The sequence below is a fragment of the Photobacterium sp. AWH4_225 genome (genome assembly GCF_056158405.1).
Window position 1 is genome coordinate 1,665,030 of sequence record NZ_JBSWTF010000001.1, and the last position, 21,299, is coordinate 1,686,328.

The 21,299-nt window shown below is 42.8% G+C and carries 22 protein-coding genes; 18 read left to right on the forward strand and 4 right to left on the reverse strand.

Annotated elements, in window-relative coordinates; all coding sequences use genetic code 11:
* The 13 genes from ACXAD4_RS07975 (at window position 1) to ACXAD4_RS08035 (ending at window position 10,731) form a co-directional block, all read left to right on the forward strand.
* Window positions 1-996 carry a porin gene (locus tag ACXAD4_RS07975; protein WP_475240375.1) on the forward strand — a complete coding sequence of 332 codons (996 nt, stop codon included), beginning with the start codon at window positions 1-3 and terminating at the stop codon, window positions 994-996.
* A 500-nt stretch (window positions 997-1,496) separates the two neighbouring features.
* Window positions 1,497-1,871 (forward strand): ATP synthase subunit I, encoded by a 375-nt coding sequence (locus tag ACXAD4_RS07980; protein ID WP_475240377.1) that lies wholly within the window; start codon window positions 1,497-1,499, stop codon window positions 1,869-1,871.
* A 21-nt stretch (window positions 1,872-1,892) separates the two neighbouring features.
* The gene (atpB, locus tag ACXAD4_RS07985; protein WP_475240379.1) at window positions 1,893-2,660 is read left to right on the forward strand and encodes a F0F1 ATP synthase subunit A; all 768 of its coding nucleotides are present in this window, start codon (window positions 1,893-1,895) and stop codon (window positions 2,658-2,660) included.
* Between the two features lie 43 nt (window positions 2,661-2,703).
* Window positions 2,704-2,940 carry a F0F1 ATP synthase subunit C gene (gene atpE, locus ACXAD4_RS07990; protein WP_107297835.1) on the forward strand — a complete coding sequence of 79 codons (237 nt, stop codon included), beginning with the start codon at window positions 2,704-2,706 and terminating at the stop codon, window positions 2,938-2,940.
* Window positions 2,941-2,975: 35 nt separating this feature from the next.
* On the forward strand, window positions 2,976-3,446 hold the full coding sequence (locus tag ACXAD4_RS07995; RefSeq protein WP_475240382.1) for a F0F1 ATP synthase subunit B: 471 nt from the start codon (window positions 2,976-2,978) through the stop codon (window positions 3,444-3,446).
* A 10-nt stretch (window positions 3,447-3,456) separates the two neighbouring features.
* Entirely contained in the window at window positions 3,457-3,990 is a 534-nt protein-coding gene (locus tag ACXAD4_RS08000; protein WP_475240384.1) for a F0F1 ATP synthase subunit delta, read from the forward strand.
* Between the two features lie 13 nt (window positions 3,991-4,003).
* On the forward strand, window positions 4,004-5,545 hold the full coding sequence (gene atpA / locus ACXAD4_RS08005) for a F0F1 ATP synthase subunit alpha (protein ID WP_475240385.1): 1,542 nt from the start codon (window positions 4,004-4,006) through the stop codon (window positions 5,543-5,545).
* Between the two features lie 15 nt (window positions 5,546-5,560).
* A complete protein-coding gene (atpG, locus tag ACXAD4_RS08010) occupies window positions 5,561-6,433 on the forward strand; it encodes a F0F1 ATP synthase subunit gamma (RefSeq protein ID WP_475240386.1) in 873 nt (290 codons plus the stop codon).
* 20 nt (window positions 6,434-6,453) lie between these two features.
* Window positions 6,454-7,839 (forward strand): F0F1 ATP synthase subunit beta, encoded by a 1,386-nt coding sequence (gene atpD, locus ACXAD4_RS08015; protein WP_475240389.1) that lies wholly within the window; start codon window positions 6,454-6,456, stop codon window positions 7,837-7,839.
* A 17-nt stretch (window positions 7,840-7,856) separates the two neighbouring features.
* Window positions 7,857-8,300, forward strand: coding sequence for a F0F1 ATP synthase subunit epsilon (locus ACXAD4_RS08020; protein WP_475240390.1), 444 nt, complete (start codon window positions 7,857-7,859; stop codon window positions 8,298-8,300).
* A gap of 162 nt (window positions 8,301-8,462) precedes the next feature.
* A complete protein-coding gene (locus tag ACXAD4_RS08025) occupies window positions 8,463-8,870 on the forward strand; it encodes a glycine zipper family protein (protein ID WP_475240392.1) in 408 nt (135 codons plus the stop codon).
* A 20-nt stretch (window positions 8,871-8,890) separates the two neighbouring features.
* Window positions 8,891-9,664, forward strand: a complete 774-nt coding sequence (locus ACXAD4_RS08030; RefSeq protein ID WP_475240394.1) for a hypothetical protein — start codon at window positions 8,891-8,893, stop codon at window positions 9,662-9,664.
* A 173-nt stretch (window positions 9,665-9,837) separates the two neighbouring features.
* On the forward strand, window positions 9,838-10,731 hold the full coding sequence (locus tag ACXAD4_RS08035; protein ID WP_475240397.1) for a LysR family transcriptional regulator: 894 nt from the start codon (window positions 9,838-9,840) through the stop codon (window positions 10,729-10,731).
* A gap of 55 nt (window positions 10,732-10,786) precedes the next feature.
* On the opposite strand, the gene ACXAD4_RS08040 is transcribed toward ACXAD4_RS08035, so the two are convergent.
* Window positions 10,787-11,218 (reverse strand): hypothetical protein, encoded by a 432-nt coding sequence (locus ACXAD4_RS08040; protein WP_475240400.1) that lies wholly within the window; start codon window positions 11,216-11,218, stop codon window positions 10,787-10,789.
* Between the two features lie 269 nt (window positions 11,219-11,487).
* Between ACXAD4_RS08040 and ACXAD4_RS08045 the strand changes: the two genes are divergently transcribed.
* On the forward strand, window positions 11,488-12,384 hold the full coding sequence (locus ACXAD4_RS08045) for a LysR family transcriptional regulator (RefSeq protein ID WP_475240401.1): 897 nt from the start codon (window positions 11,488-11,490) through the stop codon (window positions 12,382-12,384).
* A 46-nt stretch (window positions 12,385-12,430) separates the two neighbouring features.
* On the opposite strand, the gene ACXAD4_RS08050 is transcribed toward ACXAD4_RS08045, so the two are convergent.
* Entirely contained in the window at window positions 12,431-13,645 is a 1,215-nt protein-coding gene (locus ACXAD4_RS08050; RefSeq protein ID WP_475240404.1) for a cation:proton antiporter, read from the reverse strand.
* 532 nt (window positions 13,646-14,177) lie between these two features.
* Between ACXAD4_RS08050 and ACXAD4_RS08055 the strand changes: the two genes are divergently transcribed.
* Together ACXAD4_RS08055 and ACXAD4_RS08060 are read left to right on the forward strand one after the other, a co-directional pair.
* Window positions 14,178-14,561: a hypothetical protein gene (locus ACXAD4_RS08055; RefSeq protein ID WP_475240406.1), complete on the forward strand. Its 384-nt coding sequence runs from the start codon at window positions 14,178-14,180 to the stop codon at window positions 14,559-14,561.
* 79 nt (window positions 14,562-14,640) lie between these two features.
* On the forward strand, window positions 14,641-15,174 hold the full coding sequence (locus ACXAD4_RS08060) for a hypothetical protein (RefSeq protein WP_475240409.1): 534 nt from the start codon (window positions 14,641-14,643) through the stop codon (window positions 15,172-15,174).
* A gap of 50 nt (window positions 15,175-15,224) precedes the next feature.
* On the opposite strand, the gene ACXAD4_RS08065 is transcribed toward ACXAD4_RS08060, so the two are convergent.
* The gene (locus tag ACXAD4_RS08065) at window positions 15,225-15,533 is read right to left on the reverse strand and encodes a hypothetical protein (RefSeq protein ID WP_475240412.1); all 309 of its coding nucleotides are present in this window, start codon (window positions 15,531-15,533) and stop codon (window positions 15,225-15,227) included.
* 279 nt (window positions 15,534-15,812) lie between these two features.
* On the opposite strand from ACXAD4_RS08065, the gene ACXAD4_RS08070 reads away from it, so the two are divergent.
* A complete protein-coding gene (locus ACXAD4_RS08070) occupies window positions 15,813-18,047 on the forward strand; it encodes a patatin-like phospholipase family protein (protein ID WP_475240414.1) in 2,235 nt (744 codons plus the stop codon).
* 216 nt (window positions 18,048-18,263) lie between these two features.
* On the opposite strand, the gene ACXAD4_RS08075 is transcribed toward ACXAD4_RS08070, so the two are convergent.
* Window positions 18,264-19,151 carry a LysR family transcriptional regulator gene (locus tag ACXAD4_RS08075; RefSeq protein ID WP_475240417.1) on the reverse strand — a complete coding sequence of 296 codons (888 nt, stop codon included), beginning with the start codon at window positions 19,149-19,151 and terminating at the stop codon, window positions 18,264-18,266.
* Between the two features lie 518 nt (window positions 19,152-19,669).
* Here ACXAD4_RS08075 and ACXAD4_RS08080 point away from each other — a divergent pair.
* Window positions 19,670-21,283, forward strand: a complete 1,614-nt coding sequence (locus tag ACXAD4_RS08080) for a hypothetical protein (RefSeq protein ID WP_475240420.1) — start codon at window positions 19,670-19,672, stop codon at window positions 21,281-21,283.
* The last annotated feature ends 16 nt before the right edge of the window (window positions 21,284-21,299 follow it).

Genomic DNA, 21,299 nt, shown 5'->3' on the forward strand with positions numbered 1-21,299 from the left:
ATGAAGAAAACACTTATCACTCTGGCGTTGGCGAGTATGGCGACGACAGCAACAGCAGCGAATGTCTATAGCCAGAATGGTAGTGAACTAAACATCGGCGGTCGTGCGGAATTCCGTGGTGATTTCAATGGCAAAGAAAATGGCGACAAAGTTGACGGCACAATGCAAAACAAAAGCCGTTTTCGTTTGAATGTCGGTGGCTCAACCGAAATTAACGATAACCTGACCGGTTATGGTTTTTACGAAGCCGAGCAAACGGTGAATTCGTCTGATGACAACTCACAAGAGACAAACTTCAAGCAGCGTTACATGTACGCAGGACTTAAAGGCAACTGGGGCGCACTGTCTTTTGGTCGTCAGAACACAGCCGGTGTGCAAATCTCGGATATGTCTGATATCGCGACATTCACTGGTGCACAGAAGTCTTTCATCGCATCTGGTGACGAGCAGGTAAACAATACCATTGCTTATGGTGTACAGGTGGGCGGTGCTAATGTCCAAGCAAGCTACATTCTGGGTGAGGAAGACAATTCAGATGGCTATGGTGTATCGGTTCTCTACAACTTCCCTGTAGGTGTAGGTATCGCCTTGGGGTATTCGGCAAATGATTCATACGTCGAAAATAATGTGCGTATTGACCAAAAGCAGAACCAAGTTATTGCCGGTGTGAATTATGCTCATGGCGGTTTGTATACTGCACTGACTTACACCAATGGTGATTACAATGATACCGACGACTTCAACGGTACCGAATTTGCCATTCAGTACAAATTCCAGAACGATTTCAAACTAATTGGTGCATACCAGAACCAAGAGATTGATGGAGACAAAACATCAGACTTTATCGAGGTGACTGCTGGCTATGATTTTGCCGATAACATCTACGGCTACCTGTCGTACATGAACAACCGTCTGGATGCTGGGGATGGTTACGGTGATATCCGTACCGTTGATGCTGAAGACACAGTACGTCTAGGTCTACGTTATACGTTTTAATTAACGTCTAGTTTTTAATTATAAATAACCCCGGCAATATTTATATTGCCGGGGTTATTCTCGTTATATTTATTTCCAATAGCCAATAGCCAATAGCCAATAGCCAATAGCCAATAGCCAATAGCTACTTAAAAAAAAGCCCTAACTCTATGCTAATAGTAGATACTAATGGCATAAAATTAGGGCAAAGAGCCTATTACATTAAAAGAATGTCAGGCCTCCTCGTCCGTTGAGGAACATGAAAAAATAAAAGCGCTAGCAGTTTACAGCGGGAACACAAAAGATAAATGATATTTTGTGTTCGTGTGATTAATATAAGTATATTTTATGTCGTGATCAACATATTTATTTTATTTTTTGATAAGGTAATTTATGTAGGGTTAAATCCGTCAAAGGCGATGTGCGTAATAAAATGTTACTTAATATAATTAACTCATCTTCACGGCAAAAGGATGAAGGAGTGTGAAAAAGGGAGATATAAGACATTGGGAGGGCTGACATTGAATGGTTTAGCGGGTAATGATATACAGCAAGCTGCTAATAGTATGTTGATTAGCCAAAGTATTGTTGGTTCAACCTTGGTTTTCATTTGTTTTGCAATTAATGGTCATATCGACATTAAGTCTGTGTTGTTTGGGGTGATTTTGTCTATTCTTCCGACACAGCTTGGTATGCAGATGGCTAATTTTAAAGTTAAGACGCTCGGGGTTTTTAATCCTAAGTCTTTAGCGGTTACAAATATTACAACTAAGTGGGCATATACAGCATTGCTATTTATTTCAGTAATTCATTTTTCATCAGTGAGTTATACAGAGATGCTTCTAGCCTATGTGGTTACTACGTTAGCACATTTAATTACGCCTGCTTTAAATTAACCAGTTGTAGGGTTAAACGAGGTGGAAATATTAACAACTGCTCATGATTACATTGAGCACCATCTGACCTTCCTCACTATCGGTGAAGGCTTTTGGAGTCTGAACCTTGATTCCATGTTGATGGTTTGGTTATTTGGTATTGTTTTTATTGGTGTTTTTCGATATGTGGCAACAAAAGGAACAAGTGGTGTTCCCAGTCGTTTCCAGAGCTTCATAGAAATCACCTTTGAATTTGTAAATGATTTGGTTAAGGAGATATTCAAAACCCAGGACAAGTTAATTGGCCCATTGGCTTTAACTATCTTTGTTTGGGTTTTCCTAATGAATGCGATTGACTTGCTGCCAATTGATTATTTCCCGATGTTTACCCGAATACTCGGATTTGAACATTTTAGGGACTTACCATCGGCAGATGTGAATGTCACTATGTCAATGGCGCTGGGTGTGTTTATCTTAATTATTGGCTATACACTCAAGCATAAAGGCATTAAGGGTTTTATCAAAGAGTTGACAACGCAACCGTTCGGTCACCCTTTGTTATATCCAGTAAACTTTGTTTTAGAAATGATTACACTGATTTCTAAACCAATTTCATTAGGCTTACGTTTGTTTGGCAATATGTATGCAGGGGAAATGATTTTTATCCTGATCGCATTAATGCCATGGTGGATGCAGTGGGCGCTGAGTGTGCCTTGGGCATTATTCCACATTTTAATCGTTTTCTTACAAGCGTTTATCTTTATGGTTCTTACCGTCGTGTATTTAGCGATGGCGGTTGAAGAAGACTAATTTCGAATTACTACACTGAATTAAATTATATCTAGGAATTATTATGGATCTTGCAAGTGCAATTCTTTATGTCGCTGGTGCTTTGTTAATTGGTTTGGGTGCTGCGGGGGCAGCAAGCGGTATTGGTAACCTGGCGGGTAAATACCTAGAGGGCGTAGCGAGACAACCTGATATGACCCCTATGCTTCGTACCCAGTTTTTCATCATGATGGGTCTTGTTGATGCAGTCCCTATGATCGGTGTTGGTATTGGTCTCTACATTATTTTTGCTGTGGCCTAATCCTATTAAATAACAAAGCTTAATCTGGGGATGTTATGAATTTAAACGCAACCCTGCTTGGCCAGGCAATTTCCTTTGTGATCTTTGTATGGCTATGCATGAAGTACGTGTGGCCACCTTTATTGACGTTACTTGATGAAAGGCGAGATGAAATTGCCAAATCACTATCTCTCTCGGCTAATGCGGAAAAGGAACTGCAAATCGCAAAGGCTAATGGCCAGCAATTAATAGATGAAGCCAAACAAAATGCCTCACAACTGGTTGAGCAAGGTAATCAGCGCAAGGCACAGATTATCGCTGAAGCCCAGGCGGCTGCTGAACAAGAAAAGGATCGCATTGTGGCACAAGGCTTGGGGGATATTGAGTTGGAGCGAAATCGAATGAAGAAAGACCTCAAGGATGAAATGGCTTCATTGGTTATTGAATGTGCGCAAAAACTGATTGATAAAAACTTGGATACGTCTACCAACCGCGAGTTTGTCGATAAGTTAATCCGTGAAATCTAAGGGAGGAATAATGTCAGACGAAAAAAGCATTGCTCGTCCCTATGCAAAGGCTGCATTTGAGTTTGCCAAAGATCACGACTCTCTGGCGTCATGGAGCGACATGTTGGCTTTGGCCAGTCAGGTGCTTAATGAACTTCAAGCAAGCAAAGCATTAGCGTCGGTTAGTGATAAAGCGGTTTGGTCGCAGATAGTCATAGATGTATGTGGTGAGAATATTGACCCGTTCTTTATCAATTTCCTCAAAATCATTGCAGAAAATGACCGACTTTTTTTGATTTCGGATATTTCAGCAAGCTTTGCAGAAATAGTCGCTAGCTTCCAGCGGAGCAAGTTGGTCAGTGTCACCGTGGCAGAGCCTCTGCATTTGTCTCAGGTAGAAAATCTGACCAAGGCACTTGAGGCAAAATATCAATGTTCTATCGAGTTAGACATTGACGTTGATGAGGAATTGATGGGCGGCATGGTGCTCAAAGATGGTGAAACCGTACTGGATGGCAGTGTCAAGCATGCTGTGGATTCACTCTCGAGCCGCTTACATAGTTAATAGGTAAAAAGATATGCAATTAAACTCGAATGAAATCAGCGAGCTAATTAGGCAGCGCATTGAACAATTTGATCTGCCAGCGCAGGCCCATAATGAGGGTACCATCATTTCTGTTAGCGACGGCATTATTAAGATCAACGGTCTTGCAGATGTGATGCAGGGCGAGATGATCGCTCTGCCGGACAACCGTTTTGCCCTAGCCCTAAACTTGGAGCGTGATTCTGTCGGCGCGGTAGTCATGGGGCCTTATGCCGATTTGTGTGAAGGCATGAAAGTCCAGGGAACGGGCCGTATTCTCGAAGTACCTGTTGGTAAGGGGCTATTAGGGCGTGTGGTGAATACCCTTGGTCAGCCTATTGATGGCAAAGGCCCTGTTGAGCACGATGGTTTTGCACCGGTAGAAATTATCGCACCGGGTGTGATTGACCGTAAATCTGTCGACCAACCGATCCAAACCGGCTACAAAGCGGTTGATGCCATGGTTCCTATTGGCCGTGGCCAGCGAGAGTTGATTATCGGCGATCGTCAAACCGGTAAAACGGCTATGGCCATTGATGCCATCATCAACCAAAAAGACTCCGGTATCTACTCTGTCTATGTGGCTATTGGTCAGAAGGCTTCCACTATCGCCAACGTTGTCCGCAAACTTGAAGAGCACGGGGCACTGGAGAACACCATTGTTGTGGTGGCGTCAGCCTCTGAAGCTGCAGCGTTGCAATATCTGGCACCTTATGCCGGATGCACTATGGGAGAGTATTTCCGCGACCGTGGTGAAGATGCGCTGATAGTCTACGATGACTTATCAAAACAAGCCGTTGCATATCGTCAGATTTCACTATTGCTGAAGCGCCCACCGGGCCGAGAGGCGTTTCCGGGTGATGTGTTTTACCTGCACTCACGCCTATTGGAAAGGGCTGCACGGGTTAATGCCGAATATGTCGAGCGTTTTACCAACGGTGAAGTGAAAGGGAAAACCGGCTCGTTGACCGCGCTGCCAATTATTGAAACCCAAGCCGGCGATGTTTCTGCTTTCGTTCCAACCAATGTGATTTCGATTACTGATGGTCAGATTTTCTTGCAAACCCACCTGTTCAACGCGGGTCTACGTCCGGCGGTTGATCCGGGGATCTCAGTTTCCCGGGTAGGGGGAGCCGCGCAAAGTAAGATCATGAAAAAGCTATCCGGAGGCATCCGCACCGCACTGGCACAGTACCGTGAATTGGCAGCATTCGCCCAGTTTTCTTCCGATCTGGATGATGCTACCCGCAAGCAGTTGGATCACGGTGAGAAGGTGACAGAACTGATGAAGCAGAAGCAATATTCGCCGATGCCGGTTGCCGAGCAATCATTGAGTATTTTTGCTGCTGAAAAAGGCTATCTCACTGATGTGCCATTAGCACGTATCGTCGAGTTTGAAACGGCATTGATTGATTTTGCCAATAGTCAATATAGCGACCTATTGAACAAGATAAATGTCAGTGGTCATTATGATGATCAAGTCGAAGCTCAATTGCATCAGGTGCTGCGGGAATTTTTCGCAACACAAGCATTTTGATAGCAGGAGGGCGATATGGCGAACGCTAAAGAAATCCGCACCAAAATAGCCAGTGTGCAAAGCACACAGAAGATCACCAGTGCGATGGAAATGGTTGCTGCCAGCAAAATCAAAAAAGCACAGAACAATATGGGCGCAACGCGCCCCTATGCCGAGACGATCCGCCGGGTGATCAATCATGTCGCTAGTGGTCAGCTTGAATACCACCATCCGTATTTGGAACAGCGTGAAATCAAGCGGATAGGTTACATAGTGATTGCGTCCGACAGGGGGTTGTGTGGTGGCCTAAATAGTAACTTGTTCCGTCAGGTCTTGCAGGATCTGCAACAGTGGCAAAGCAAGGGGGTCGAGGTCGAATTCACCCTGATTGGTGCCAAAGCCATTAGCTTTTTTCACAGCATTGGCAATGTCGTCGCACAAACTTCAGGTCTAGGGGACAAACCGAAGCTAGAAGCATTGATGGGTCCGGTAAATGCCATGTTGGAAAAATATGAGAATGGCAAGGTAGACCGGGTGTTTTTGGCAAATAATGTCTTTGTTAACTCGATGGTACAAAAGCCGACGATTTCACAGTTACTTCCACACCCCGACATGACATCGGGGGCGGCACAAGATAATAGCAAGCCATCCCGCTGGGATTACATTTACGAGACACCTCCCAAGGAGATATTGAATGAACTTATGGTTCGCTATCTGGAGTCCCAGGTTTATCAAGGTGCGGTGGAAAGTACCGCTTGTGAAATGGCAGCACGGCAGATGGCCATGAAAGCGGCGACCGATAACGCCGATGACCTAATTAATGATCTACAACTGGTGCACAACAAGGCACGACAGGCGGCAATTACTCAGGAGTTGAGTGAAATTGTGGCAGGCGCGCAAGCGGTATAAAGAGAATGACTGAGGTAAAAATGAGTACAGGTAAAATTGTTAAAGTCATTGGCGCGGTTGTCGATGTCGAGTTTGAACATGATGCAGTTCCCCGTGTATACGATGCTTTGAAAGTCGCGGGTGAAAGTAATCTTTCATTGGTGTTGGAAGTCCAACAGCAAATTGGTAGTGGTGTAGTACGTTGTATCGCAATGGGTTCGTCTGATGGGTTACGCCGTGGTTTGGTTGTCGAAAATACCCATAACCCAATTACCGTACCGGTGGGTGAGCAAACGCTGGGCCGTATCATGAATGTGCTGGGTGAACCTATTGATGAATGTGGTGATATTGGTGAAGAGCAGTCATATCCAATCCACCGTGAAGCCCCTTCCTATGAAGAACAGGCGAATAGTACCGAGTTGCTGGAAACTGGGGTAAAAGTGATCGACCTGATTTGTCCTTTCGCCAAAGGGGGCAAGATCGGTTTATTCGGTGGTGCGGGTGTAGGTAAGACCGTCAATATGATGGAGCTGATCAACAATATCGCCAAAGCGCACTCAGGACTCTCTGTATTTACCGGTGTAGGTGAACGTACCCGTGAAGGTAATGACTTCTACTATGAAATGCAGGAATCAGGGGTGTTGGACAAAGTCGCCATGGTATACGGCCAGATGAATGAGCCACCGGGTAACCGCCTGCGAGTTGCCCTTACCGGGTTGACCATTGCTGAGCGTTTCCGTGATGAAGGCCGTGACGTACTGTTGTTTATCGATAATATCTACCGATATACCCTGGCGGGAACCGAGGTTTCTGCATTGTTGGGACGTATGCCTTCAGCGGTAGGCTATCAGCCAACCTTAGCAGAAGAGATGGGTGTGCTGCAGGAGCGAATTACATCGACCAAGCAAGGCTCTATCACCTCCATCCAGGCAGTCTATGTACCCGCTGATGACTTGACGGATCCTTCTCCTGCAACCACTTTCGCCCACTTGGATGCAACCGTTGTACTGTCCCGAAATATTGCAGCGTTAGGCCTGTACCCAGCCATTGATCCATTGGACTCGACCTCTCGCCAATTGGACCCACAAGTGGTAGGTCAGGAACATTATGAAGTTGCTCGTGGGGTGCAGACAGTACTCCAGCGATACAAAGAGCTAAAGGATATCATCGCGATTTTGGGCATGGATGAATTGTCAGAGGAAGACAAGCAAACCGTTGCTCGTGCTCGTAAGATAGAACGCTTCCTGACTCAACCATACCATGTTGCTGAAGTTTTCACCGGACAGCCGGGTAAATTTGTGTCTCTGCAAGAAACCATCGCGGGCTTCAAGGGGCTGCTAAACGGTGATTATGACGATATTCCAGAACAAGCATTCTTGTACTGCGGTGCTATCGACGAAGTGATCGAGAAAGCGAAACAACTTTAATTAAAGGAGGGATCATCATGGCTATGGGGGTCACTCAGAAAACCTTTCAGCTTGATATCGTCAGTGCTGAAAAAACACTATATTCCGGGCCTGCCCATGCACTCGCTGTATCGGGGCAAGACGGTGAACTAGGTATAAGGCCGGGTCACTCGCCTTTACTGAGTAAATTGAAGCCAGGCGTGGCAAGCTTTGTGTCTGATATGAAGGAACCTGAAGAAGTCCTTTATATTTCAGGTGGAATTGTTGAGGTGCAACCTTCTGTAGTAACCGTGCTGGCCGATACGGCGATGCACGGGAAGGACATCGATCAAGCCCGCGCAAATGAAGCTCGCCGAGATGCTGAAGCAAATATCCAAGCCCAAGCAGAAGGCCAAGGTTTCCAAGTGGCACAGATGGAATTGGCAAAAGCCGTTGCTCAGCTCAGGGCAATTGAGCTAACCCAAAAAACAATGCGCCGCTAAGCATTATCTCCAATAATACCGATAAAGCTCTGGGCAGTACCGAGCCCAGAGTTTATTTCGTAAGTGAAATATATAAATTAATAATTAATATCAAAGTTAATTGTTATAGGGTTAACCATGAAATTAACTTTGCTATTAAAATTAAAACTTCAGGTTGCGTGTATGGTAAATAAAAGAATGTGCCAAGTATCGATATTGGCATTGCTATTTTCGTCAAATTGCTTTGCCAATATTATTATTGACATAAAGAATATCGATCAGGAAAAGTATCATGCTGATATGTTCGAATGTCAGCAGTATTCTCAGCAAGTTCAACATCAGCAGGTAGAAAGTACGGGCAAATCCGCTCTAGGTTCGACTGCTAGGGGAGCAGCCTTGGGTGCTGCAGGCGTCGCTATTGCGGGTGGTAGTGGTTCAGATGGTGCCAAAGTCGGCGCTGGGATTGGCCTAGTCAGCGGACTGACATCCCATCATAGGGCAAAAGAGCAAAGCGAGATTGCTTACAGTGCAGAAGTGGAACAAGTCATTAAGCACTGCATGGCCAGTCGTGGTTATACCGTATTGAATTAAAGGTGTACAAGAGAGGATATATGAATTCTATTTACCCTTTTGAATATAAACTAAGCGCTGTTGACTATAAAAAGCTGGCATCAGTGTTCCATGAATTAGTACAAGGCGGCGGCTTTGAATATGACAAAGCATACACGGATGATTTGTTAAGTTACTTTATTTCCGATTTAAGCCTTAGCGAACTAAAAAGGCGATTTGATGGTGATGAGCTAACTTATACAAATGATTTTGAAATGCTAAATGATCCTATCTTTAATCATCAATATTCCATGATTAAAGATTATAATGTCAATTTCCATGGAATAAAAAATACATCTACCTACTGTGATTTGCACAGTATGTTCGAAGAGGCGTTGTTAGAGCTCAGGGTGACCAGCTCTGTTATCAAAATTGACTATATAGATACTCCGTTTGATTCTGGTGATATTCTGTCTGAAATTGAATCGCGCTTATCAGAATTATTGATCAGCCACGTCAATGCAGATGTTGCGATTCAAACCGAGCATAACAGCGATGTGAAGCTGGTGGATGATACTGTGATAATCGATAAGCACGCGATGGTAAGCGTGATTTACCACAAAGATATCATTGAGATAGCTGACGAGATCAATGCCGTTGTGCAGAAGATGAGTAACGAGTATCAATTTAGTTATCATCTCATTCATGAACACGAGATTGAATTGGATAACTTGAAATACTTCAACGCAAACTGTGGATATCAAAGCCACAATTTACCAATGCTGAAGTCGCTGATTAGACGGCTTGAAATGGAAGAAGACCCAGTTAACGGCTAATCACAGCAAAGCCCAGAACATACCGTTGTTCTGGGCTTTTTTGTTATTTGTATTGATAAGTAGTCACAGCTGTCTTCATCGGACACGCTTTAGTCGGTAAAAGGAAGGATTTCAGTTCAGCAAATAGAAAAGTGCTAGTGTTAATGGAGGAAGAATAGGAAGGAAGTGCTTTCGTGACATTTAGCATTGAACAACTTATGACCTTTGCTGCAGTTTTCGAGTCTAAATCATTTAGTAAAGCTGCAGCGGCTTTGGGGAAACATAGGACAACCACCAGTCAGGTTATTGCAAATTTAGAAGATGATCTGGCTGTTCCACTCTTCGAACGAGTTGGACGGAGTGTCGAGCCGACAGATGCAGGAAAGATGCTATATCACTATGCAAAATTGGTGGTGCAGCAAGCATCGGTATTAAACAAGGTCGCAATGAATTTATCAGGGGGCCAGTTACAGGAAATCAGTATTGCCTATACAAGCTTTATTCCTAATAATGTACTGGTTGTAGTACGTGACACTCTGGCTGAGCATTTTCCTTTACTTAAAGTCAATTTCTTTATCCGTGAAAGGGAAGAGATTCGGGAAGGTATTGAAAAGGGTTTATTCCATATTGGCTTGGTCAATGTTTACACCCGTAATGTGATTTCCGATATGGATACGACGTTCCTGGTAAATTTTAAATTTACTATCTTTGGCTCAAAATACGGTGAATTAGCCAATACCCCTTCAGATTTGTTGTTTGCTAAATTAAAAACCACTCGTCAGTTTGTTCTTCGCTCCCTGATTGAAGATGAGATGGAGAAGAAAATTCTGCTTTCTGCCAATTATGATCATGTAGACAGTTTAGCTTTAATGGTTAAACTGATTAAAGAGGATCTCGGGTGGGGCATTCTACCAAGGGTGTCTGTTACTGAAACCATGATTGATGGCCTCAAAGAGCTAAAGTTTGATCAGTTCAAAGATGACTTTATTATTCCAGTCGCAATGTGGTGTACTTTTAATGATGAAGTGACTGAAATTAAACAAGTTGTCGAGAAAGCAATAAAAGAATTTGTTGCAATGAGCAAATGAAAGCCCAGAACAAACAGCTGTTCTGGGCTTTTTTGTTTACTTGTTTTTTTAGAGGTTACTTATATTCAACGATACGGGCTGAGTACTCGGTAATATCAGCATCTCCCACGATGTGCTGGTAGTACTGTACAGAGAAATAGTCAGGGTTATCTTTAATTACTCTCTTGAAGAGTTCCTCTTCCAGCTGTTCGAAACTGTGCATTGATGTCATGAAGTAATGGCGTTTTTTCTCTAATCCCATCATTTTTGCTTGTTTCTTAGTAACCAGTACATCTTTGTATTCTTCTCTTACAACCATCTGATATTGCGCTTTCTCAAAGCCGCCATGCTCATCTGGGGTCACTAAAACCATTGCGTTACCTTCCACATGTACCAGTTGCGATAGATTCATGTTGAGTTGATCACGATTAGACTGAGGTGTTTCAATTGGTTGAGCAACAGCGTTAAAAGAAAGGGCGAGAACGGAAGCGATAAGAATTTTTTTCATTTATGGAGTCCTAATGAATTGATGCAATTGAGCTAAATATGAAAGCTGGTATTGAAACCAGTATTGGGAATTTTATGGGTTATTTGGGTGAGGGCTAACTCGCTTATGCAGGATAAAGCCCTCGTTGTTGTCCTGATATCGAGTCATTAAGCAATCAACAACTAATTGTTATTGCGCACAAAAAAATGGCAGCCACTAAAGAGATAACTCTGAGTTTCAGACAAAATAGTCTACTGTTAATGAATGATGAGAGAGACGGAAGTACAGTAGTGACCTTTAGTATCGAGCAGCTAACAACCTTCGTGGCAGTTTTCGAAACAAAATCTTTTAGTAAAGCCGCCACTGTATTGGGCAAACACAGAACCACGACCAGTCAGGTGATCGGTAACCTAGAAGATGATTTGGCTGTACCGCTGTTTGAGCGGGTTGGTCGTAGTGTGGAGTCCACTGATGCCGGTAAGATGCTATATCACTATGCGAAGTTAGTCGTTGAACAAGCATCGGCATTGAACAAAGTGGCGATGAGCTTATCGGTTGGTCAGTTACAGGAACTGACGATTGCATATACCAGCTTCATTCCAAACAACGTATTGGTTGCTGTACGTGATGCTTTATCAGAGCAATTTCCTTTACTTAAAGTGAATTTTTTAATTCGTGCGAGAGAGGAAATCAGAGAAGGGATTGAAAATGGTGAATTTCATATTGGGTTTGTTAACGTTGATGTCCGTCGAGTCATTACCAATATGGATGCGACATTTTTAAGAAATATTCGTTTTTCTATTTATGGTTCGAAGTATGGTGAATTAGCGAAAACGCCTTCTGATTTATTGTTCGGTAAGTTGAAAACTACGCGACAGTTTGTTCTTAAGTCATTGATAAAAGACGATATGTCACATAAAATAATTCTGTCTGCAAACTATGATCAGGTAGACAGCTTGGCTTTGATGATCAAGTTAATTAAAGAAGATCTTGGCTGGGGTATCCTGCCTCGGGTCTCTGTTAATGAGAGTTTGGTCGATGGCCTCACGGAATTGAAATTTGATGAGTTCAAGGATGATATCGTAGTACCTGTTGCTATGTGGTGTACTTACTCTGATGAGATCACAGATATTAAGCAAACTATCCAAACGGCAATTACAGAGTTTGTAGAAATGACTAACAAGTAATAGGCATCAAGAAGTAAGGTGACTACAAGGATAGTCACCAAAGTCTCTATTGATAACGATTAGCCTTGTTGATCAAGTTTGGAATGGTTGTGCCTTGTACTAGTACTGAAAAAATCACTACGGCGTATGTCATTGCCAAAATAATTTCTTTTAGATTTAACACTTGATTGCTATCGAGCCAGATATCGGCAGGGATCGAGAGGGCCATGGCGATAGCGAGTCCGCCGCGAAGCCCGCCCCAAGCGATAACGCTGACTGACAATGGGTTGTATTGCCGGAACTTTGAGAAAAACTGGTAAGCAAAAGAGACACTCAAATAACGGGCAACTAAAGCGACAGGGATTGCCAGAACAACCACAATCATATCCTGTTGAAGGACATTGATCACCAAGACACTAAATCCTACCAGTGCAAATAAGATTCCGTTAAAGCCCTCATCGATCACTTCCCAAATTTGCTCGAGTACTTCTCCTTGTTTGGCATTAAACGCCGTTTGCATTGTGAGGTTTCCAACGATAATCCCCGCAACAACAATGGCTAATGGAGCTGATACTCCAATCACATCAGCAAAAGCATAACCTCCGGTGGCAAGAAACACGGTCAGAATGACTTTGAGGTTTAAGCTGCTGCAGAGCTTGATGACAGAGTGGCAGCTGATGCCAAAGGCAGCCCCAATAATGATGCCTCCTACCGCTTCTGTTAAAAACACCTTGCCCACTGTTGCTATTGTCATTGGCTCAGAGCTAAACGCGAGGGTGTAAAGTGAGCTGAAGATGACTAAGCCTATACCATCGTTGAAGAGGGATTCGCCTTCTATTTGGGAGGTGATACTTTCTGGCGCGCCGAGTTTCTTCACTATCGCCAGGACAGCAATAGGGTCTGTTGGTGAGATTAAAGCACCAAACAATAGGCAATGAATCAGTGATAATGGGAAGTTAATCACCTGACATAAACTGAATAGCATGCCACCGATAAACACGGTCGAGATTGATGTGCCAAATAAGGCGAGTATCAATACTTCCCACTTCTGTTGTGCTAGACGCTTAATGTCGATATTGATAGCACCGGCAAAAAGCAGTAACCCCAAAATACCATGGAGGAGGAAGTGTTCAAAATTGATATGTTTTATTAATTCAATGATATGACTAGATATATTAGTCCATTGACTGGCATTTATCAGTTTCAGAAATGCAGAAACTAACAATGTACCAGCGGTGATAGCTATCGTCGTTTGTAAACGGGTAGTTTTACTGTTAATCATCACAATGAGCAGAGTAATGAAGAATAGTAAGCAAAAAGTATGATATTCGGACATGGTGAGTAAATGGTGGATAGGGATATATCCATGATAAGGGGAAGGGGGGAAATAAGCATAATCGTTTATGAAGGATACCTTCCTACCTTATCAAGCATAAAAAAGTTATAAAAGCAAATCTCAAACCGATGTGTATCGAATAGGTGATTGAGGTATAAATATAGCTGAATTAACCCACTGCCTATTGTGATAATGAGAGTGGTCACAATAGAAAGAAGTTGCTTGTTGGATGATATTCACTAATTCCTGTTCATTGTAAAGTTGAAGCTATGCTTGCCCCTTTTCTCACTTCTTACCGATGAGGAGAGGGGATTTTTTTTGAGGTGTTATATGTATAAAAAATGGTTCGCTATTTTTCTGCTAGCTCTTTTTGTTTCACAGCCTATTTATGCAAATGATACACATCATAAGAAAGAGCATTGTCATTTCGATAAAGAGACAGGAATGTTCCACTGTAAAAAAGAGGATGGATAACTCAGTGAAAATATTATTAAGTCAGGGTGTTAAGTGGCAATTAGACCCTAATCAAACATACAGCTACCTTACACATAAAGAGATTGTTGACTTCTGTGGTTTTCTCCCCAAAACCGTTACAAAGACCGATATGCATCTCATCCACGATGAACTGGTAAAGAAAATATCTCAACGGTATGGGACAGGAATGAATAGTTGCGGTATAGGTACAATGAAAGATAATGCAATATTAGTGCTGACAGGTAGTGAGGAGCTTAGCCCCTTAATGTCAGCAGAGCTCAAGGGGGAGCAAACGCATTCCATACACCTTTACCCCTATGGGTTATTTTCTGTTGTATCAAATAACAATCAGTCGAATAGTCACTCCTTGTTCTTTACAACCCAGTAAGCCGGTTATGAAGCATCAGGTGTAAGATTTTAACATAGTTATTATTATTCAATATCTATCCCTCCTAATGACACATGCCATGAAACCTTTACTTATTACTAGCATCTCATTGATGACACTATTGGCCTTTCCGGCAAAATCAGCGGAGAGTTGGGCCAGCCAGACCGTCTCGGATGTAGATTTCAGAGCCGGAGGAGGGGTATATCAAATTGCAGATGAGGGAAGTGCTTATTCATTTGAAATTGGTGCTGATTTTACTGATTTTTTTGGCTTTAAATTACAGTATCAAGATAACGGCAATTCCCAAACTGACGGTCAAGCACAGAGCGTAGTAAGGTTTGGTGTGGAACTCGGCTACAACTATCGAGCACATGAGTATTTCGCTATAAAACCCTTTCTTGAAACAGGTTCTGCTTATTATTCTTATCACCAGCAGATATGTTTTGAGGAGAAATGCGAAGTAGAAAAAGTCAAAGAAACAGCTCAATATTACGGTGCAGGGGTTCGATTGGTATTTAAGTATGCCTATATTGAAATGAACTATAAATCAGATCGTGGTGAAGCGGCAAGTAATAACACTGGGGTGATGATTGGCGTAAATTATCATCTGTGATGATAAAAAGGTGCTAAGAGTGTTAGCACCTTTTTAATTTGTTAATTTAATTATTTTTCGTTTTTAATATATTGCTTTTTAGAAACAGATTGACCTTTATCGTCCACCGCGGTGAAATTTACAGCACCTGAATGAATTTCAGGAATGAAGATGTAAGTACGACCTTCAGCATCTGTAGTGAATTCTTTCTCTCCAGTGTGATCGGTGACTACAGTTGCATTTTCAACTGGCGCACCATTATCAGTAACTTTTACCCATGCGGCGTTATGTTCTGTTGAAAAATGTAAATCTAAACCTGCAAATGCAGAAGTGCTGGCTAAAAGGAATGCAGGGATAAGTACTTTAGTCATCTTTTTCATTGTTAATCTCATAAATTGTGTTTAAAAAGTCATTGCGTCAAGGGTAATGACTACCGCTAGCGCTGAGATAATTTTATATTTAATATCGGTATTGAGATAATCCTTTATGTAGGATGCCATCATTCAAGCTAAAAAATATATTAAGCTGCCAGCAAGGAAACATGTTTATCATTTTATTTTAGTATATCAACCTTCATTGCTCCGCAGGCACACTGCATTTTTACTATTCCATTTGTCATGGAGCAAATTGACTCAATTAAATTATTTACTGAGGGCTCAATGAAACTTCAACCCCGTCGTTTTCTGGCGTCATTATTATTTGTAATAAGCACAGTGTCTGTTGCTGATGAAAGGCCGAAAATAGGCCTGGTACTGGGTGGCGGTGGCGCTAAAGGTGCCGCTCATATCGGTGTACTGAAAGTACTAGAGGAAAACCGTATCCCCGTTGATTTTGTTTCTGGTACGTCTATTGGTGCTTATATCGGCGGGTTGTATGCCCTAGGTTATAATGCAGAGCAAATTGAGACCATTATGATGTCATTGGATTTCAACTCTGGCTTTTCAGATGAGATCCCAAGGGAGCAACTCAGTTATCGTGACAAGCAGTTCAGGGATGCTTTTCCCATCGATCCTCATATGGGAATCGGGGATGGTAAATTCAAGGTGGCAAAAGGTGCCTTGCAGGGACAAACCATGTCGTCGCTTATTCGCCGATCAGTAGGCCTTGTGCCAACCGTCAATTCGTTCAATTCACTGCCTGTACCGTTTAGGGCTGTAGCAACGAATATGCCAGATCGTAGTGAGGTTGTCCTCCATGATGGTGATTTTGTTGAAGCCCTTCAGGCGAGCATGACGGTACCTGGGTTCCTTGCACCGATCAAACGGGACGGTAAATTGCTAGCGGATGGCGGTATGGTGAATAACTTGCCGGTCTCTGTAGCTAAAGAAAGTGGTGCTGATATTGTCATTGCGGTCGATATTGGCGCTCCGCTACGCAGCGAAGACGGTATTGATTCAATTTTTGCCGTAGTCGGTCAATTAAGCGGTTTCCTGACCAATGAAAATAGAAATCAGCAAGTTGCACTACTGGAAAGTGATGACATCTTGATAATGCCGCGCGTTGATGGCGTCAAGATGACTGATTTCAGCGCAATGAAACGTATTGTTCCCCAAGGAGAGATTGCAGCCAAGAGGCAGCTGACGAGTTTATCAGAACTATCGCTGAGTCAGTCAGACTACGCCTCATACCAGCAGGACAAGCAGCGCAAAAGACAGGCTCTTATCCACAGCAGTAAGCCGGTATCTCGAATCGAACTGCGTAATAACAGCCAGGTATCTGATGGCCAAATACTCAGTAAGCTGAAACACCTGCCGACCGAGGATATCAATGCGGAGCGTGTTGAAGATGCTGTTGCTGAAGTCTATGCCATGGATCAGTTTGAACGTGTTGGTGCCTCTGTTGAGAGTTATCACAACGGTGAGTCAACCTTGGTGGTTAAGACGGAAGAAAAAAGCTGGGGCCCTAATGTATTTGATGTCGGGATTCACTTTGAAGACAGTTTCAACGATGATTTGTTTTTATCGGTTGATGGTGCTTTGACCGTCAATAACGTGCTTGGCACCGGTGGCCAATGGCGTACGGCCGTGAGTCTGGGGACAGATTATCTGCTGGCCACTGATTGGTACCAACCGCTTGATAGTTCGCAACGCCTTTACACTATTGTGGGAGGAGAATATGGCAGAAAGCGTTGGAATGCTTTTGTGAATACTGAAGGAGCGCCGTTTACCCGTTTGAATCAAAAGTCAGGGCAGGTCTATGGCGGGTTGGGTGCAAATATCTCCAATAACGCCAATCTAGAATTGGCCTATCGGTATGAAAAAGGTCGTTTTGAAGCCCTAAATACGAACCTCATTGGTAAGTTGGGAGACTACTGGTTGCATGGGCCTGAATTGGTGTTTGGCTATGATACCCTCAATGGCACCTTATTCCCGACTTCTGGTCAGCAACTGAAGGCCAAAGTGGGCTATAAAACCAGTGATGCAGACTCTTTCGTTACCGAAGGTGGCGGTGCTGGGGACTTTTGGCAATATCAACTGGACTGGAAAGGGGCGACCCATATTGGCTCGCATAACTTTATCGGCCGGGTCAACGTTGAATCGGTTGAGCAAGACAAGGAAAGCCTAGCGAATTTGGTCTCCTTAGGGGGCTTTTTGAACCTTTCAGGTTATGCCCGCGATAGTCTGTTAGGGAATCACAAGGTATTGGCGACGGGTGTATATGCCTACAAGCTTGATAAATCATTGGTTGGTACCGAATGGCCGGTATTCATTGGCGCCTCTGCCGAGATAGGTAACGTGTGGACCGAGAACCCGAACACCAAATTCGATGAATGGATTAAAGCCGGGAGTGTCTTCTTGAGTTCGGAAACGCCGATGGGGGCAGCAGCGGTTTCCTTTGGCCATGCTGATACTGGGGAAAGTAGTGTCTACCTGTTCTTTGGTAAGCCGTTTTAAAGGCAATTAAATTAAAGGAAAAGGTGCCAATGGATAACCATTGGCACCTTTTTTTTGATTTGAAGTCCAGGAATGTTATATGGATAGGTGCTGATTATGTTGAGGCTCTGAATCTAAATAATAAGCCGGTCTGTCAATGTTTTTGAGCTTTGTGAAGTGAAAAGCCCCCAAGTAGGGGGCTAAAGGAAGTGATTAGATTGCTTGCAACAATAATGCTCAATCAATGAATGATTCGATACTCTTGATAATGGATTGTTTGATATTGCCAATTTGCTTGGAGTGGGGGCACAGCATAATCACCGGTACTTGTGGTGCAAACCCAAACTCCTTTAACTTCACTTCTGCAAAGTTTTCTGTGGCGTAGGAGGATTTCATAATAGACTGTGGCAGGAAAGACCAACCAAGTCCCTCACGGATAAATTTGATAACCAATGACAATTGCTCAATGACTTCGTAATCTGGTGAAAAGATCGAGCTTTCGCCAAACCCTTCATCAAGCTGTGAACGCAAAACAAACTGGCTGCTCGATTTCAGTCCATTCAATACTTCATCATCAGATAGGCGTGTCAGTGGGCTGTCTTTATGGACAAAAGCCTTGAATTTGGCATAACTGAGGAAAGTGCGATCTAAGCTATCAATGGCTTTGGAATCTCGTCCTATTGTCAGCCCGATATGTACGGTGCCGTCGTGAAGTGCTTTGACGACCTCATCTTTGGTCATCACCATAAAATTAACCTTCATTGAAGGGAAGTCTTTAAGCAGTTGGGTTCTCAATTGGGCTAGGGCAGGGTGGGGAATAAAACTGGTATAGCCAATAGTGATACTTTCCAATCCACCGTAGGAGAGGCTGAGCGCGACTTTATCAAAGGTTTTAGCTTGTTCTACGGCTTGCTTTGCATATAAGTACAGTAACTTACCGTCTTCGGTTGGGATAACGCTGCGACCTGCACGTTCGAACAGTTCGATGGCAAGCTGATCTTCCAGGTTGGTGATGACTTGGCCGATTGTGGTCCGGTGTTTGTTTAGGCTCATCGCGGCTTTACTGAATGACTGACGCTCACAAACAGAGACAAATGCGAGAAGCTGTTCAAAACTAAAATTCATTAAGCTAATACCTGAAAAGTAAATAAGTTGTGTGTGCAATGATGTGAGTATCCATAGGCTGAAATAAATGGATATGATTGTTAACCCTATTAATTGAGGGTAATTGTTTGAATTACATCGATTAGCAACTTATTAAAATATAATAGTTTGAAATGTTTTGAAAGGTTTATTTATGGCAGTGTAGGAAGGAATCCTACATAAGCGAGGATATAAGAATAAGTTTTAAATAATGAGGGTTCTGTCCATCAAAAGTGAGGGCGCAGTAATTCAAATAGCCAAAAAGAAAATGTATGTAGGGAGAGATCCTACAAAAGTGATTATCATAATATTAAATAATGTCATAAAGTTTACGGCACATTAACCGTAGTATATATGTGCTTCGCTACATTATTCTATTACTTTTTTACTCAAGGTTTCATCAGGCAATATGCTTGATGTCCTGATTATTTGTGTCTAGCAGTTTAATTATGATTCAAGCAAATAAATTGTTTTCTAAACCGTCTAATAGGGCATTAAGCATGGGTGCGATTGCATTGCTTGCGGCCTTTCCTGACGTTACTCTGGCAGAGGAGCGCAGAGTCTCATCTTCAATGCAGCAAGAATTGCAACAAGAACAGAAAATGGATGTCTTCGAACAGTATAAAATTTCGAAAGATATCCCTAAGTACGCCTTGAGTTCTTTGGTCCAGGCGAGTGATCTTGTTGAGCATGTCAAAAAGACTGTCACTTATGATGGTAAAGTCGATTCATCAGAAGCGTATCTTGTACAAAGTATTGACCATAAGGGCAATATCGATCTTCGGGTGAAGTACGACGAAAAGAAGCTAAGTAAAAATGAAGATGTTTTGGACCAAATTTCCAAAATTACCCGAAACGAATATCGCCTTAGAAATTATGCAGACAGCTATGATAAAAGCTCAGTTAGCCATATTAAAACAGGTGATAACTCAGCGGTTATCAGCTTTAACTTTTCAAAATTTGGCTTGCCACAAGATGTTGCTTATTTCAGGTTTATGCGGGTTAAATTGCATGTCGAGCAGGGGAAAGTAACGAAAATGGAAGTGAGGAACTCTCAACCATTTACCTTTGCTGACTATAGAATTGATGACTACCTTCAGGTTGTACTTTTCGATGCCCAGCCAGGTAGTGATGTTGTTATGAAAAAGAAAACCATTACTGCAACGGGTAAAAAAAAGAAAAAACCAATTAAGCTTGAATATGTTACCACTCCTGTCGCCCACTATGATGATAGTGATATGGGAGTTGTCGTACTTAACCAAGATCTGATGAGTGAAGTCTCTGATCCTCGCTATCGTGAAGAGCGTGTGGAGTTAGATCGAACGTTTCCTTTAATGGGAGATATGATCCGTCGTAAGGGGATTGATTTACCGATGCCATACGGTGTGTCGGTAGCCTACCGTGACCAAGATTTGAGCATGGATTTAACCAGTTTTAGTGTATTTGGTCTGGACCCTAACTTTATTGCTAAATTTTTCGACCCAGAAAAAACAACCGCTAAAATCAATGCCAAAAGTGTTACCTTGCGAGGTGACGTCAACATCTTACCGTTCTGGAATGTGTTCGGTTACATTGGTCAGATTGATATCAATGCCAAGGTAAAAACTCAGTTCAAAGGCAATGACGAGCCAATCTGTGTTGTAGATTGTAATTTGCTTGAAATCCCTGAAATGAATGCTGTTGATCTGAATATCCCGATCCACCTTCGTTATAGCTCTGTAGGGGTGGGTACCACTCTAGCCGTTGGCTATAAAAATTTGTTTGCTTCAGCAACAGCGACCTATACCAAGACCAAGCTAGATGGTGCCGATGACTGGGGTGATGGCATTGCAACTTACCAGCCATTAATTGGTTATCAGATGCCGGACTACCGTGCACAGATCTTTGTCGGTGCAGAGTACCAGGATTATGATGATTACCTCGATGGTAGCGTTAATTTCAAGGCTGGCGGTATTCCCATTACCATGCCATACCGGGTAGGAATTGATGTCGACCGTTGGACATATACTGTAGGCTTCAACAAAGAATTGGGTAAAAACTACAATATTACGGGTATGTACAGTACGGGTGAAGACCGAGATTCGTTAACCCTGAACCTGGGCTATCGCTTTTAAAGCAATTAGTTAGATA

Excerpts from the sequence above, each read along its gene's own strand:
- atpE (WP_107297835.1), top strand. The coding sequence starts at position 2,704 with ATGGATCTTGCAAGTGCAATTCTTTATGTCGCTGGTGCTTTGTTAATT.
- ACXAD4_RS08060 (WP_475240409.1), top strand. The coding sequence starts at position 14,641 with ATGAAACCTTTACTTATTACTAGCATCTCATTGATGACACTATTGGCC.
- ACXAD4_RS08040 (WP_475240400.1), bottom strand. The coding sequence starts at position 11,218 with ATGAAAAAAATTCTTATCGCTTCCGTTCTCGCCCTTTCTTTTAACGCT.
- ACXAD4_RS08025 (WP_475240392.1), top strand. The coding sequence starts at position 8,463 with ATGGTAAATAAAAGAATGTGCCAAGTATCGATATTGGCATTGCTATTT.
- atpD (WP_475240389.1), top strand. The coding sequence starts at position 6,454 with ATGAGTACAGGTAAAATTGTTAAAGTCATTGGCGCGGTTGTCGATGTC.
- ACXAD4_RS08050 (WP_475240404.1), bottom strand. The coding sequence starts at position 13,645 with ATGATTAACAGTAAAACTACCCGTTTACAAACGACGATAGCTATCACC.
- atpA (WP_475240385.1), top strand. The coding sequence starts at position 4,004 with ATGCAATTAAACTCGAATGAAATCAGCGAGCTAATTAGGCAGCGCATT.
- ACXAD4_RS07995 (WP_475240382.1), top strand. The coding sequence starts at position 2,976 with ATGAATTTAAACGCAACCCTGCTTGGCCAGGCAATTTCCTTTGTGATC.
- ACXAD4_RS08075 (WP_475240417.1), bottom strand. The coding sequence starts at position 19,151 with ATGAATTTTAGTTTTGAACAGCTTCTCGCATTTGTCTCTGTTTGTGAG.
- ACXAD4_RS08020 (WP_475240390.1), top strand. The coding sequence starts at position 7,857 with ATGGCTATGGGGGTCACTCAGAAAACCTTTCAGCTTGATATCGTCAGT.
- ACXAD4_RS08070 (WP_475240414.1), top strand. The coding sequence starts at position 15,813 with ATGAAACTTCAACCCCGTCGTTTTCTGGCGTCATTATTATTTGTAATA.
- ACXAD4_RS08065 (WP_475240412.1), bottom strand. The coding sequence starts at position 15,533 with ATGAAAAAGATGACTAAAGTACTTATCCCTGCATTCCTTTTAGCCAGC.
- ACXAD4_RS08030 (WP_475240394.1), top strand. The coding sequence starts at position 8,891 with ATGAATTCTATTTACCCTTTTGAATATAAACTAAGCGCTGTTGACTAT.
- ACXAD4_RS08000 (WP_475240384.1), top strand. The coding sequence starts at position 3,457 with ATGTCAGACGAAAAAAGCATTGCTCGTCCCTATGCAAAGGCTGCATTT.
- ACXAD4_RS08080 (WP_475240420.1), top strand. The coding sequence starts at position 19,670 with ATGGGTGCGATTGCATTGCTTGCGGCCTTTCCTGACGTTACTCTGGCA.
- atpG (WP_475240386.1), top strand. The coding sequence starts at position 5,561 with ATGGCGAACGCTAAAGAAATCCGCACCAAAATAGCCAGTGTGCAAAGC.
- ACXAD4_RS07975 (WP_475240375.1), top strand. The coding sequence starts at position 1 with ATGAAGAAAACACTTATCACTCTGGCGTTGGCGAGTATGGCGACGACA.